This window comes from Rhodobacter capsulatus, assembly GCF_052363175.1.
Lineage (GTDB): Bacteria > Pseudomonadota > Alphaproteobacteria > Rhodobacterales > Rhodobacteraceae > Rhodobacter > Rhodobacter capsulatus_D.
This window is the reverse complement of the sequence record NZ_CP198946.1, coordinates 298,056-311,708: the sequence shown is the minus strand read 5'-3', so window position 1 is coordinate 311,708 and position 13,653 is coordinate 298,056. Positions and strand designations below refer to the sequence as shown.

13 protein-coding genes and 2 pseudogenes are annotated in these 13,653 nt (G+C 65.9%); 2 read left to right on the top strand and 13 right to left on the bottom strand.

Annotated features, from left to right (window positions below):
* Position 1: 1 nt before the first annotated feature.
* From ACTTAI_RS02250 to ACTTAI_RS02225, 6 genes are read right to left on the bottom strand one after another with little or no spacing between them, the layout of a single operon-like run.
* Complete coding sequence (locus ACTTAI_RS02250; RefSeq protein WP_444453969.1) at positions 2 to 274, bottom strand: HPr family phosphocarrier protein; 273 nt, start codon at positions 272 to 274, stop codon at positions 2 to 4.
* Entirely contained in the window at positions 271 to 672 is a 402-nt protein-coding gene (locus ACTTAI_RS02245) for a PTS sugar transporter subunit IIA (RefSeq protein WP_444453967.1), read from the bottom strand. Before ACTTAI_RS02245 ends, ACTTAI_RS02250 begins: the two co-directional genes overlap by 4 nt.
* A complete protein-coding gene (gene rapZ, locus ACTTAI_RS02240; protein ID WP_444453965.1) occupies positions 669 to 1,607 on the bottom strand; it encodes an RNase adapter RapZ in 939 nt (312 codons plus the stop codon). Before rapZ ends, ACTTAI_RS02245 begins: the two co-directional genes overlap by 4 nt.
* Positions 1,580 to 1,999, bottom strand: coding sequence for an HPr kinase/phosphorylase (locus tag ACTTAI_RS02235; protein WP_444453964.1), 420 nt, complete (start codon positions 1,997 to 1,999; stop codon positions 1,580 to 1,582). Before ACTTAI_RS02235 ends, rapZ begins: the two co-directional genes overlap by 28 nt.
* A 3-nt stretch (positions 2,000 to 2,002) precedes the next feature.
* Positions 2,003 to 3,745: a stimulus-sensing domain-containing protein gene (locus ACTTAI_RS02230; RefSeq protein ID WP_444453963.1), complete on the bottom strand. Its 1,743-nt coding sequence runs from the start codon at positions 3,743 to 3,745 to the stop codon at positions 2,003 to 2,005.
* Positions 3,742 to 4,443, bottom strand: a complete 702-nt coding sequence (locus ACTTAI_RS02225) for a response regulator transcription factor (protein ID WP_136907654.1) — start codon at positions 4,441 to 4,443, stop codon at positions 3,742 to 3,744. Before ACTTAI_RS02225 ends, ACTTAI_RS02230 begins: the two co-directional genes overlap by 4 nt.
* Positions 4,444 to 4,771: 328 nt before the next feature.
* Between ACTTAI_RS02225 and ACTTAI_RS02220 the strand changes: the two genes are divergently transcribed.
* The gene (locus tag ACTTAI_RS02220) at positions 4,772 to 6,370 is read left to right on the top strand and encodes a phosphoenolpyruvate carboxykinase (RefSeq protein ID WP_444453961.1); all 1,599 of its coding nucleotides are present in this window, start codon (positions 4,772 to 4,774) and stop codon (positions 6,368 to 6,370) included.
* Between the two features lie 73 nt (positions 6,371 to 6,443).
* Here ACTTAI_RS02220 and rnr read toward each other — a convergent pair.
* Positions 6,444 to 8,700: pseudogene (gene rnr / locus ACTTAI_RS02215) on the bottom strand (ribonuclease R).
* Positions 8,701 to 8,822: 122 nt separating this feature from the next.
* Between rnr and mobA the strand changes: the two are divergent.
* Positions 8,823 to 9,402: pseudogene (gene mobA, locus ACTTAI_RS02210) on the top strand (molybdenum cofactor guanylyltransferase MobA).
* Here mobA and moaC read toward each other — a convergent pair.
* Genes moaC through ACTTAI_RS02180 form a run of 6 tightly spaced genes read right to left on the bottom strand, consistent with a single transcriptional unit; the run spans position 9,399 to position 13,619 of the window.
* Complete coding sequence (moaC, locus tag ACTTAI_RS02205; protein WP_444453959.1) at positions 9,399 to 9,866, bottom strand: cyclic pyranopterin monophosphate synthase MoaC; 468 nt, start codon at positions 9,864 to 9,866, stop codon at positions 9,399 to 9,401. The pseudogene mobA and the gene moaC overlap by 4 nt on opposite strands.
* A complete protein-coding gene (locus ACTTAI_RS02200; RefSeq protein WP_444453957.1) occupies positions 9,860 to 10,621 on the bottom strand; it encodes a HesA/MoeB/ThiF family protein in 762 nt (253 codons plus the stop codon). Before ACTTAI_RS02200 ends, moaC begins: the two co-directional genes overlap by 7 nt.
* 1 nt (position 10,622) lies before the next feature.
* Complete coding sequence (gene moaD / locus ACTTAI_RS02195) at positions 10,623 to 10,871, bottom strand: molybdopterin converting factor subunit 1 (protein ID WP_444453955.1); 249 nt, start codon at positions 10,869 to 10,871, stop codon at positions 10,623 to 10,625.
* A gap of 1 nt (position 10,872) precedes the next feature.
* Positions 10,873 to 11,880 carry a GTP 3',8-cyclase MoaA gene (moaA, locus tag ACTTAI_RS02190; RefSeq protein ID WP_444453954.1) on the bottom strand — a complete coding sequence of 336 codons (1,008 nt, stop codon included), beginning with the start codon at positions 11,878 to 11,880 and terminating at the stop codon, positions 10,873 to 10,875.
* Positions 11,870 to 12,394 carry a DUF2478 domain-containing protein gene (locus ACTTAI_RS02185; RefSeq protein ID WP_444453953.1) on the bottom strand — a complete coding sequence of 175 codons (525 nt, stop codon included), beginning with the start codon at positions 12,392 to 12,394 and terminating at the stop codon, positions 11,870 to 11,872. The genes moaA and ACTTAI_RS02185 overlap by 11 nt, the downstream gene beginning before the upstream one ends.
* Before the next feature lies 1 nt (position 12,395).
* Positions 12,396 to 13,619 carry a molybdopterin molybdotransferase MoeA gene (locus ACTTAI_RS02180; protein WP_444453951.1) on the bottom strand — a complete coding sequence of 408 codons (1,224 nt, stop codon included), beginning with the start codon at positions 13,617 to 13,619 and terminating at the stop codon, positions 12,396 to 12,398.
* Positions 13,620 to 13,653 lie beyond the last annotated feature (34 nt).

Here is a 13,653-nt window from a genome sequence, read left to right as displayed (position 1 = left end):
CTTACATCTCTTCGCCGAAGCGGTCGGCAACCAGCGCTTCGAGCGCCGCCGACAGCCGGTCAGCTTCGGTGCCGAAAGTCGTGACTTCGATCGTCGTCCCGCGCGAGGCGGCCAGCATCAGCAGCCCCATGATCGAATCGCCCGAGACCTTCATCCCGTCCTTTTCGACCTCGGCCCGTGCGTCATACGCCTCGACCACTTCCACGAACCGCGCCGAGGCCCGCGCATGCAGGCCCTTTTCGTTCACGATCTTCAAGACCTTGCTGACACTCACTTGGCCGAGGCTCCGCCCGTCGAATAGCAATTGATATATTTGCGACCGGCGTCGAGCGAGGCTTCCACCGCCGCATGCACGCCCAAAGAACGCGATTTGGCGAGCTTTATCAGCAAGGGAAGATTGGCACCATAGATGATCTCGCGCCCGCCAGCCTCGCAGGCCATCAGGCTCAGGTTCGAGGGCGAGCCGCCAAACATGTCGGTGACGACGACAACGCCATCGCCACTGTCGACCGCATCGGCCGCAGCCCGAATCTCGGCCTGTTTCGCAGCCCTGTCATGGTCGTCTTCTATGGTGATGGCACGGATGCCTTCCTGAGGGCCGACCACATGTTCGACCGCCGCGAGATATTCCCGCGCCAAACCCCCATGTGCCACGATCACGATTCCGATCACGCGCCCTCTGCCTCTTTCCCTGTGGGCATGGCCTGTGCCCGCCGTTCAAGCTCCCTGTGCCGTTTAGACACTTGCCAGTTCGCCTGCGCAAGGGCCTTGGCGACCGCTTCCGTTACGGCAACCGATCTGTGTTGCCCGCCGGTACATCCGAAGCCCACAGCCAGATGGGCCTTGCCCTCGTCGATATGGGCCGGAAGTTGAAACAGAAGTAGATCACACACCTTCTGAATGAAGGGTTGATAGCGGGCATCGGCCTGCACATGCGCCGCCACCGCCGGATCGAGCCCGGTAAGCGGGCGCAGCGCCGCGACCCAATGGGGATTCGCCAGAAACCGGCAATCGAACATCATGTCGAGACCGCGCGGAACGCCGCGCTTGTAGCTGAAACTGTGCAAGGACACCGCCAGCCGGGAAATCTGCCCCATGTCGAACCAGCGCAGGACCTCGGCACGCAGGTCATGCGGGCTCATGTTCGAGCTGTCGATCAGCACATCCGCCCGGACCCGGATCGGCGCCAGCATGTCGATTTCCTGATCGATGCCGGAGACCGGTTGCGCCTCGGGCGCCAGCGGATGACGGCGCCGGGTTTCGGAATAGCGGCGGATCAGCGCCTCGGGCGTGGCATCAAGATAGAGCACCTCGAGCAGCAGCCCCGGCTCGCGGGTCAGCCAGTCGATCAGCTCGATCATCGCCGCAACCGAGAAATCGCGGTTGCGCACATCGATACCAAGCGCCATCGGCCGGGGCAGCGGGCCGTCGATCAGTCGCGGCACCAAAGACAGCGGCAGGTTGTTGATCGCCTCGTAGCCCATGTCTTCGAGCGCGGCGATGGCGGTGGTGCGCCCCGCCCCGGAGGGGCCGGTGACAAGAACCAGACGGTTCGTCGTCTCCGCTGCCGCGCGCTCGTTCACATCGCTCTCCCGGCCTTCAGCCATTGCAGGACCACCGCCTCAAGATGACCATGTTGCAGGCGCAGCACAAGGGGCAGGGTGACGCCAAGGAAGGCAATCTCGCGTGATTGCGGCAGTCTTTCGGTTTCATCCTGCCCCATGTCGATCGCCAGAACGATCCGCGCCTGCGCGATTGGTGCGGCCCGCAGGATGCCGGCGCCGCGCGCCTCGATCAAACCGACGATGGGCGGCGGACAGCGCGCGATCAACGCACCGTCTTCGACCGACAAGATCACCCGGTCATCGGCCACCAACTGCGCGCCGAAAGCCATCAACCGCAGCGCAAGGCTCGACTTGCCGGAGCCGGAGGGACCGAGGATCAGCGCCCCCGCCTCCGGGGTCAGCGCGACCGCCGTGGCATGCAGCGGCCCGTCCAAGGCTCAGACCGGCAAGCCGACGACGAACCGGGCGCCAAGCGGTTCCGAAGTGATGTCGGCATCGGTGGGGCGGATGTTCTCGGCCCAGATCACGCCGCCATGCGCCTCGACGATCTGTTTCGAGATCGCCAGCCCAAGGCCGGAGTGATCGCCGAACTGCCCCTCGGGCCGTTGCGAGTAGAACCGCTTGAAGACCTTGGTCAGCGCCTGTTCGGGGATGCCGGGGCCGGTATCCTCGACCACGACCAGCACGCGATTTTCACGCTTGCGCGCCCAGACCCGGACCGCATCGCCCTCTTCGCAGAAGCTGATCGCATTGGAGATCAGGTTGACGAAGACCTGCGCCAGCCGCTCTTCCAAGCCGGTGATCTCGATCGGCTCGTGCGGCAGATCGGTGATGAACTCGACCCCCTTCGCCGCCGCTTCCTTGCCCAGATATTCGCCCAGATTGCCCACCATCTTCAGCAGATCGAAGGATTCTTCCTCTTCCTTCACCAGATCGCTGTCGAGCCGCGAGGCGTTCGAAATGTCGCTCACCAGCCGGTCGAGCCGCTTCACGTCATGGTCGATCACTTCCAGCAAACGGATGCGCTGTTCATCGCGCTTGACCACATGCATAGACGCAACGGCCGAACGCAGCGAGGCCAGCGGGTTCTTGATCTCATGCGCGACATCGGCGGCGAATTGTTCGTTCGCATCGATACGGTCGTAAAGCGCGGCCACCATGCCGCGCAACGCACCGGAGAGCCGCCCGATCTCGTCGGGACGTGCCGTCAGGTCGGGAATGCGGATCCGCCCGGGCGTCATCTTGCGCGAATGGCGATCGCGCCCGATCTCGGCGGCGGCGGCCAGATCCGCCAGCGGATTGGCGATGGTCGAGGCCAGCACCAGCGACAGGCCGATCGAGACGATGATCGCGATGACGAACATCTGCAGGACCTGTTCGCGTTCGACCCGCACCAGCTTGTCGATCTCGCCCGCGGCCGAGGTCATCGCCACGATACCAACGCGCTTGTCGCCCTGATAAAGCCCGGTCGCCACGGAAAAGATTGTCGCCCCCGAGGCATTGCGCCGTGTCGACATCACCGTCTGTTCGGCGGAGACCTGCGGCACCAGCGCCTCGGCGATGGCACGGGTATCGACCGGGGCCGCCCCGTCCTGACTGCGGCGCGCGATATGGGTCAGCCAATCCCAGGCAGAATTCAGCAGATCGGTGATCACTGTCGAGCGGGTATCGATGCCGAGCCCCTCGACATGTTCGCGCGGCGCGGTGCCGACCGCAGCGGAATCGGCCAGCAGATTGCCCGCCGCGTCAAAGACATAGATCGTCGCGCCCTCGGGCAGCTCGATCCCGCGCATCACTTCGACGACATCGATGCCGTCGCCCGCCGCCAGATTGACCGGCGCGGCCGAGGGCATCCGCGCCTCGAAGACATCGGCGATCAGCTCCGCCTCGCTGACGATGGCGCTTTCGCGTTGAAAGACCAGGCTGTCGCGGAACGGGTTGAGATACAACACCCCAGCGACCATCACGAGCATGGCGAGCAGGTTGAAGGTGATGATCTTGCGCGCCAGCGGCGAGTTGTTCAGCGAGATGAAGCGGCGTCGGCTGCGACCCTTGGCCAGATCCTCATCGATCGCGCCCTTGGGCCCGACCCAGTCCTCGCCCAGAACCACATCGGTCTCGGATTTGGTGGCCTTGTTCACACGCCTCCGCCCCGCTGAAAGAAATCCGGCAATCGTCATTCTTCGTTGTAGCGATAGCCGATGCCGTAAAGCGTCTCGATCGCCGAGAAATCGTCATCCACCGTGCGCATTTTCTTGCGCAACCGCTTGATGTGGCTGTCGATGGTGCGGTCGTCGACATAGACCTGATCGTCATAGGCCACGTCCATCAGCTGATCGCGGCTTTTCACGAAACCAGGCCGGATCGCCAGCGCCTGAAGCAGCAGGAATTCGGTCACCGTCAGCGTCACCTCGCGCCCCTTCCAGGTCACCGAATGGCGCAGCGGGTCCATCGAGAGCGAGCCACGCACGATCACCTTGGTGTCTTCGGCCACCGGCACCTCGCCGGTCGAGATCGCCTCCTGACGGCGCAAAAGCGCGCGGATGCGTTCGACCAGAAGCCGCTGGCTGAAGGGTTTCTTGACGTAATCGTCCGCCCCCATGCGCAGGCCCAGAACTTCGTCGATCTCGTCATCTTTCGAGGTCAGGAAGATCACCGGCATCGTCGTCTTCTGCCGCAGGCGTTGCAACAGTTCCATCCCGTCCATCCGCGGCATCTTGATGTCGAGCACGGCCATGTCGGGCAGGCGCTTGCTGAACGCATCCAATGCCGCCTGACCGTCGTTGTAGGTCTCGACCTCGTAGCCCTCGGCCTCGAGCGTCATCGAGACCGATGTCAGAATGTTGCGATCGTCGTCGACCAGCGCGATCCTCGACATGTCCTGCACCTCATACTGCTTGGTATTATGATTGCGCATATTGTCCGCTTTCCGGCCCGCGGAATCAACTGCGATATGCGAATCAGGCCCCCGGCCGGAATCATCTGAGCGCAAAAAAACGAAGCTTTGACTAATTTGTCTCACCTCTGCGAGATGGTGGCGCTAAATCGGCAATGTTTGCGCTAGCTGCGACAAACCCTTCTGTTCCTTCGCATTTGCGACATGTTATAGGGCCTCATCCGCAATTTCATTGCGCGGATCGGTATTCTGGCGCCTTCGGATACCGGGAGGAACCACTGCGCCGCAAGGGCGGCAACGGGAGCTGAAAATGAGCATCGGACGCGTGAACCCGGCGAAAAAGCTGGAAGATCAGGGCCTCACTGGTCTCGGCAACGTCTATTACAACCTGCTGGAACCCGCGCTGATCGAGGAAGCGATCAAACGTGGCGAAGGCGTTCTGGGTAAAGGTGGCGCGTTCTATTGCTCGACCGGCAAGCACACCGGCCGCTCCCCGAAAGACAAATTCGTTGTCCGCACTGCCAGCGTGGAAGACACGATCTGGTGGGAAAACAACAAGCCGATGGATCCGGCCAAATTCGACGTGCTGCATGCCGACATGCTGGCGCATATGAAGGGCAAGGATTTCTTCGTCGAGGATCTTTACGGCGGCGCTGACCCGGCCCACCGTCTGGACGTGCGTCTGGTCGCCGAACTGGCCTGGCACGGCCTCTTCCTGCGCACCATGCTGCGCCGTCCGGCCCGCGAAGAGCTCGACACGTTCAGCCCGGAATGGACGATCATCAACTGCCCGTCGTTTAAGGCCGACCCCGAGCGTCACGGCTGCCGCACCGAAACGGTGATCGCGCTGAACTTCGACAAGAAGCTGATCCTGATCGGCAACACCGCTTACGCCGGTGAAAACAAAAAAGGCGTGTTCACGCTGCTCAACTACATCCTGCCCGGCAAGGGCGTGATGGCGATGCACTGCTCGGCCAACCATGCGATCGACAACCCCGATGACTCGGCGGTGTTCTTCGGCCTGTCAGGCACCGGCAAGACCACGCTTTCGGCCGACCCGTCGCGCGTGCTGATCGGCGACGACGAACACGGCTGGTCGGAAAAGGGCATCTTCAACTTCGAGGGCGGCTGCTACGCCAAGACCATCAACCTCTCGAAAGAAGCCGAACCGGACATCTACAACACCTGCTCGATGTTCGGCACCGTGGTCGAGAACATGGTCTATGACCCGGAAACGCTCGAACTCGACTTCTTCGACAGCTCGCTGACCGAGAACATGCGCTGCGCTTACCCGCTGCACTACATCGGCAACGCCTCGGAAACCGCGCTCGGTGGCCATCCGAAGAACGTGATCATGCTGACCTGCGACGCTTACGGCGTGCTGCCGCCGATTGCGCGTCTGACGCCGGCGCAGGCGATGTATCACTTCCTCTCGGGCTTCACCTCGAAGACCCCCGGCACGGAAGTCGGCATCGTCGAGCCGGTCCCGACCTTCTCGACCTGCTTCGGCGCGCCCTTCATGCCGCGTCGTCCGGAAGTCTACGGCAAGCTTCTCGCCGCGAAGATCGCCGAACATGGCGCGTCGTGCTGGCTCGTGAACACCGGCTGGAGCGGCGGCGCCTTTGGCGTGGGCAAGCGGATGCCGATCAAGGCAACCCGTGCGCTGCTGACCGCCGCGCTCGACGGCTCGCTGCACAATGCCGAATTCCGCAAGGACCCGAACTTCGGCTTCGACGTGCCGGTGGCGGCGCATGACGTTGACGCGAAACTGCTGAACCCGCGCGAAACCTGGGCCGACAAGGCCGCCTATGACGCGCAGGCCGCGAAACTGGTGAAGATGTTCTCGGACAACTTCGCGCAATATGTCCCCTATGTGGACGAAGACGTGAAAGCCGTCGCGATCGGCTGATCGCACGGGCAGACAGACAAAGGGCCGGGGTTTTCCCCGGCCCTTTCGTTTTGGCGCTGGTTCGATGTGAGGCTTACTTGCGCGTGCGCTTCACCTTGCGCGAAATCGCCCGTTCCTTCGCCTTGAAGGCCACCGATTTCCGCCCCGGACGGAAGGGCCTTCTGCCCCCCTTGCCCGCGCCCGGCATCGCCTCGCCGTCCAGCTCCAGCAATTCCAGCTCAAGCCCGCCGGTCACCGGCACGGCTTCCGCCAACCGCACCAACACCCGCTGGCCGATGCCAAGCGTGATGCCGCTATCCGCCCCGATCAGCTGTTGCGCATCGCGGTCATAGTGGAAGAACTCGCGCCCGACCGAACGGATCGGCACCAGACCATCCGCCCCCGTCTCGTCGAGCTTCACGAAGGCGCCGAATTTCTGCACGCCACTGATGCGCCCGGTGAACTCGCTGCCCACCCGTTCACTGAGGTAAGCCGCCAGATACCGGTCGGTCGTGTCCCGCTCCGCTGCCATCGAGCGGCGCTCGGTCTCGGAGATGTGCTGCGCGGTGTCCTCGAGCTGGGCGATGTCGTCGCGGCTGAGACCATCACTCCCCCAGCCATGCCCGGCAATCAGCGCCCGGTGCACGATCAGGTCGGAATAGCGCCGGATGGGGCTGGTGAAATGCGCGTAAGACCGCAAGGCGAGCCCGAAATGCCCCAGATTATGCGGCGCATAATAGGCCTGCGTCATCGAGCGCAGGGTCGAGATATTGATCAGCTCGTCGAACTCGCTGCCCTCGGCCTCGCTCAAGAGCCGGTTCAGATGCGCGGTTTTCAGCACTTGCCCCTTCGCCAGCGAAAACCCCGAGGCCTGCGCCACTTCCCGCAACGCGTCGATCTTTTCCTGGCTCGGCTCTTCGTGCACGCGGTAAAGCAGCGGGCGGCGCAGCCGTTCCAGCTCCTCGGCCGCGGCCACATTGGCCAGCACCATGAATTCCTCGATCAGCCGATGCGCGTCGAGCCGTTCCTTGAACTTGACCGAAGCGACCTTGCCGCTCTCGTCGATCTCGATCCGACGTTCGGGCAGATCGAGGTCCAGCGGCTGCCGCGCCGCCCGCGCCCGGGTCATCGCCCGGTAGCAGCCATAGATCGGGGCGATGATCTCTTCCACCAGCGGCGCGGTCTTCGCATCCGGGCGGCCCTCCTGCGCGGCCTGCACCTGCGCATATTCAAGCGAGGCCACCGAGCGGATGATGCCCCGGGTAAACCGATGCGCAATCTTGCGCCCTTCGGAGGAGACCTTCATCCGCACCGCCAGCACCGCACGCGGCACATGTTCATGCAGGCTGCACAGATCGCCCGACAGTCGGTCGGGCAGCATCGGCACCACCCGGTCGGGGAAATAGGTCGAGTTGCCGCGATTGCGCGCCTCGCGATCGAGCGCCGAGCCGGGGCGGACGTAATGGGCGACATCCGCGATCGCCACCCAGAGCAGGAAGCCACCCTCGTTCGCCGGATCATCATCGGGCTGCACGAAACAGGCGTCGTCACGGTCGCGGGCATCGGCCGGGTCGATGGTGACAAAGGGCAGGCCGGTCAGGTCCTCGCGGTCCCCCAAGGCGGCGGGCAGTTCCGCATCGGCCTCGGCGATCACGTCATCGGGGAAATCATCGGGAATGCCGTGCTGGTGAATGGCGATCAGCGACACCGCCCGCGGCGCGGTCGGATCGCCCAGACGCTCGATCACCCGCGCCCGCGGCAGGCCCATCCGGCCCTTCGGCCCCGATTGCTCGGCCTCGACCAGTTCGCCATCGCGGGCATCATTGGTAGCGCCGGGCGGCACGATCCATTCGTTCATCTCGCCCTTGTCGATCGGCGTGATCCGCCCACCCTCGGCGCCCTTGCGGAAGATGCCGACGATGCGATGCCGCGCCTGCCCGATCTTGCGGATCAGCCGCGCCTCGGGGCCTTCGGAGCCTTGCGAAATCCGCGCCAACACGCGCTCGCCCGGGCCGACCGCGGGATCGTCCTTGCGGGTCAGGAAGGCAATCCGCGGCGCCTCGCCCGGACCGGCCCATTCGAGCGGCCGCGCCCAGAGATCGCCCATGGTGTCGGCGGGCAGGATCTCCAGCACCGTGACCGGCGGCAGGCTGGCACTGTCGTGATAGCTGCGCTTCTTGCGGCTGATCTGACCGTCCGTGGTCAGCTCTTTCAGCAGGCGCTTCAATTCGATCTTTGCCGCGCCCTTCAGGCCGAAGGCCTTGGCGATATCGCGTTTCGCCCCCCTGATCGGGGTTGTCGGCGATCCAGTCGAGGATCTGCTGCTTCGTCGGGATGGGGGAATGGGTCATGGCCTTGCCTAGCACGACGAGACCGCGCAAGAAAGTGGGGGCTGCACGGGGGAACTGCATGGGGCGGGCTTGCACTTGCGCGCCCGAGCGGTCAGGGCTTGGGCGAAGCGGAAGGGCGGCGCATGCGGATCGTGGGGATCATTCTGGCGGGGGGACAGGGGCGGCGGATGGGGCGCGAAAAAGGCGCTGGTGCCGCTCGCAGGCGACGCCCTGATCGCGCGGGTACTGGCACGGCTCGCGCCGCAGGTCGACGCGGTCGCGATCTCGGCCAATGGCGATCCGGCGCGGTTCGGCCTTGGCCTGCCGGTCCTGCCCGATCGCGCCGGGGAATCGGGGCTTGGCCCAATGGCGGGCATTCGCGCCGGGCTCGACTGGGCGGCAGAGATGGGCGCCGAGGCGCTGGTCAGCACCGCCACCGACACGCCGTTCCTGCCCGCCGATCTGGTGGCCCGGCTGGCTGCCGCGGGCGGGCCTGCGCATGCGCAAAGCTTCGGGCGCGACCATTACACCGCCGCTTTGTGGCGGGTGGCGGACCGACCCCGGATCGATGCGCTTTTCGCGGCCGACGAGCGGCGGATGCGCGCCTATCTGGCAGGCGCGGTGCCGGTGCCCTTCGACACGACACCCGATCCTTTCGCCAATCTCAACACGCCCGAAGACCTCGCCCGGGCCGAAGACTGGTTGCGCCAAAGCGCGCCTTAAGCGCGGAAGCTGCCCGACTTGCCGCCATCCTTGGCCAGAAGCCGGATCCCCTCGATCCGCATCGCCTTTTCCGCGGCTTTCAGCATGTCATAGACCGTCAGCGCCGCGGCCGAGACCGCCGTCAGCGCCTCCATCTCGACCCCGGTCGGGCCGGTAGTGACCACGGTCGCCTCGATCCGCACGGAACTCGTTTCCGGCTCGGGCACCAGCTCCAGCGCCACCCGCGACAGCGCCAGCGGATGACACAGCGGAATGATATCCGCGGTGCGCTTCGCCGCCATGATCCCGGCAACGCGGGCCACGCCCAGCACATCGCCCTTGCCCGCCGTGCCCGCGATCACCAGCGCCAAGGTCTCGGGGCGCATCACCACCCGCCCCTCGGCCACGGCGGTGCGCTTCGTCTCGGTCTTGTCCGAAACATCGACCATATGCGCCTGCCCGGCCGCGTCGAAATGGGTCAGCATTCCGCCCCCCTCGCCCGGCACACCGGGCAATCGTCGCGCCGATGCGTGTGCATCAGCCGTTCCTCGTTCCAGAGCGTGTCGATCATCCAGAGCCGCCCGAGCAGGCTTTGCCCGGCCCCGGTCAGAAACTTGATCGCCTCCAGCGCCATCCGCGCCCCCACCACGCCCGGCAGCGCACCGACGACGCCCTTCGATTGCGCGGGCGGCGGATGGTCCGGCTCGGGGAAAGTGCAGGCATAGCAGGGGCCACCAAGGCCCGGCGCATAAAGGCCGATCTGGCCTTCCCATTGCGCGATCGCGCCAGACAGCAGCGGCACCCCCGCCGCGACACAGGCGCGGTTGATCAGATGCCGTGCCGCCAGATTGTCGGTGCAGTCGATCACCAGATCGAAGCCGCCGATCAGCGCCGCGGCAGTGTCTGCCTCGATGCGGATCGCATGGGTCTCGATCAGCACCTCGGGGTTCAGATCCGAAAGCCGGTCACGCGCCGAGGCGGTCTTGCTTTGGCCCAACCGCGCCGTGCCGTGCAGCACCTGCCGTTGCAAGTTCGAGAGCGACACCACATCGTCATCGGCCAGCCCGAGCCGCCCGATCCCCGCGGCCGCGAGGTAAAGCAGCACCGGCGAGCCAAGCCCGCCCGCGCCAATCACCAGAACCGAGGCGGCGTTCAGCTTCGCCTGCCCCTCCGGCCCGATCTCGGGCAGGATCAGATGCCGCGCATAGCGGCCTTCGGGATCGAACATCGGACCATCCATCTCAGCCCCCCGTCATCGGCGGAAAGAAGGCCACTTCGCGCACGCCCGCGAGCGGCGCGGTGAAATCGGCCAGATTCTGATCCAGCGCCACCCGCAGCACCGCAGGGTCGGCAAAGGCGGCCTCGTAGCGCGGGTCTTTCGCCCGCAGTTCCGCCACCAGTTCAGCCACGGTCGCGGCCCCCGTTTCGAGCCGCTCGCGCGGTTGCCCGATCCGCTCGCGGACCCAGGCGAAATAGACGATGTCGAGCATGTCAGCCTCCGGTGTGGTTCATGCCGCGCGCCATCTGCCCGGCGACGGCGCAGGGGCCGTAACCGAAGGCATGGCCCGCAGGTTTTCGTGCAATCGCCGCGCGGATTTCACGCGCAAGCGCTTCGCCCTCGACGCCCGCGCGCAGGATGGGGCGCAGGTCGGTCGAGCCTTCCTGCCCGAGACAGGTGTAAAGCTCGCCCTTGCAGGTCAGCCGCACCCGGTTGCAACTGTTGCAGAAATTGTGGCTGAGCGGCGAGATGAAGCCGATCCGCTGCCCGGTTTCCGCGACCGTCACATAGCGTGCGGGGCCGCCGGTATTCAGCCCGCTGTCGATCAGCCGGAACCGGGTTTCCAGATGCGCGCGGACGTCATCGAGCGGCCAGAACTGATCGAGCCGCGTGCCTGCCGGAATGTCGCCCATCGGCATCAGCTCGATGAAGGTCAGATCGCAGCCCTGCGCCGCCGCCCAATCGGTCAGCGCGAAAATCTCGTCGTCGTTCACGCCCTTCAGCGCCATCGCGTTCAGCTTCACCCGCAACCCGGCCGCCTGCGCGGCGGCGATGCCGTCGAACACCTGCCCGATGCGGCCGAACCGGGTCAGGCGGGTGTATTTCTCGGCCTGCAGAGTATCCAGCGAGACATTGACCCGCTTCACCCCGCACGCGGCCAGCGCTTGCGCATGGCGGGCAAGCTGGGTGCCGTTCGTCGTCAGCGTCAGTTCATCAAGGCGCCCGGCGCGCAGATGCGCCCCCATCGCGGCAAAGAAGCTGAGGATGTTGCGGCGCACCAGCGGTTCCCCCCCGGTCACGCGCAGCTTGCGCACGCCCAGCGAGACGAAAGCCGAGCAAAGCCGGTCGAGTTCCTCGAGGCTCAGCACCTGATTGCGCGGCAGGAAGGTCACGTCTTCCTTCATGCAATAAGAGCAGCGCAGATCGCAGCGGTCGGTGACCGAGACCCGCAGGTAACGCACATCGCGGCCGAAGCCGTCGCAAAGGGGATCAGGCAGCATGGGCAACTCCCTGGCCGTCGGCCAACCATTGATGCAGGGTGCTGGCGTCGGGCATCAGCAGCAGCGCCGCGCCCTCGGTGAAGCGGATCCAGTCGGGCAGGTTGCGCGGGTGCAGCGCGGTCAGCACCGGCGTCTCGCGTTCCATCGCGGCGGCGATCACGTCGCGAAAGCCGCGCCCCTCGGCCTCGGCCTTGCCGAAACGGTTCAGGATCAGCAGATCAAGCCCGGCCTCGATCTCGGACAAAGGCCCCTGCGCCACCTGCGCCAGCGCCCCGAAATCGAGCCGGCACCCGGTCGAGCCGGAGCCGAGCGGCTGCGCCACCGGGAAGCTTTGCCCGGAGGCAAGCGACATCAGCACCATCTCGGCACAGTGGCAGTCGGTGACGAGGCCGGGGCGATGCTGCACGACGCCGCCGATATGCCGCCCCTGCCGCGCAAGATCGCGGGCGAAATCGCGCAAAAGCGCATCGGGGGGCGTCGTTTCGTAAAGGATGGCCGCAAGCGGAAAGCGCATGTCAAAACCCCCTGTGCACGAAAGGCATCCAGCGCAGCCGCGCGCCGAAACCCACCCGGCTCGTCTCGGCGGGAACGAAGGCCAGCCCCTCGGCCTCGGCCAGCGGAAAGAGCGTCGCCGAGACGCTCGCCCCCAGCCGTTGCAGCACCGGCATGCCGTCGATCTCGCCATGTGCGAGGCGCACCGGAAAGACCTCGCCGCGGCCAGGCTTGCGGGACCAGTCGAAGCCCGCCCGCGCCTCAAACGGAAAAAGGAGGGGCGGTATCTGTCCCGTGAGTGTCGCAAGCTGGGCCGCGGCGAAGAGGTGAAAGCCGGTGAAGGCGGAAAACGGATTGCCGGGCAGGCCGGTGATGGCGGCGCTCCCAAGCTGGCCGAAAAGGATCGGCTTGCCGGGCTTGATCGCGACGCGCCAGCCGTCGATCCGGCCGCCCGCGGCGATCAGCGCCGGGCGCAGGTGATCGCGCCCGCCCATCGACACCGCGCCCGAGGTCAGAATGAGGTCATGCCCGCTCAGCCCCGCAAGCCGCGCGGTGATCGCGGACAGGTCATCGGGCAAAAGTCCCAGATCGGCGACCTCGGCCCCCGCAGCGGCGGCCAGCGCCAGAAGCATCGGCCGGTTGCTGTCGGGCAGGCTGTCGGGGCTTTGCGCATTCAGTTCGTCGCCGGTCGAAAAGACGCCCACACGCGGGCGACGCAGCACGCGCAGGCGGGCGATGCCATTGGCGGCCAGAAGCCCGACATGCTGCGGCGCGATCCGCGCATGGGCGCGCAGAAGCACACCGCCCTCGGGCTGTTCGGAGCCCGGCACGCGGATGTTCTCGCCCGGTTCGGGACGCCGCAAAAGGCGCAGGGTGGCGCCCTCTTCGGTGCAGTCCTCGACGGGCAGCACGGCCTCGGCGCCCGCAGGCACCAGCGCGCCGGTGAAGATGCGCAGGCAGGCGCCCGCGGGCAGATCGGGGGCCTCGGCGCCCGCGGCGATCGTGCCCGCGATCGGCAGGGCCTGCCCATCGCCAAGATCGGAAAGACGCAGCGCGAAGCCATCCATCGCCGCGCGTGCGCAGCGCGGCAGTGCCAGCGTCGACTGGAGAGTTTCGGCACAGAAACGGCCCAGCGCGGCAGCAAGCGGCAGTTCCTCGGTCTCGGTGATCGGATCAACGAGCGAGGTGGCTAGGGCGCGGGCGGCGGCGATGTCGAGCATCGGGGAGAGTTGATCCTGCGCGGTCATCGCAAAAGTCCTTGGGAGAGGGCACCGCGCCCGA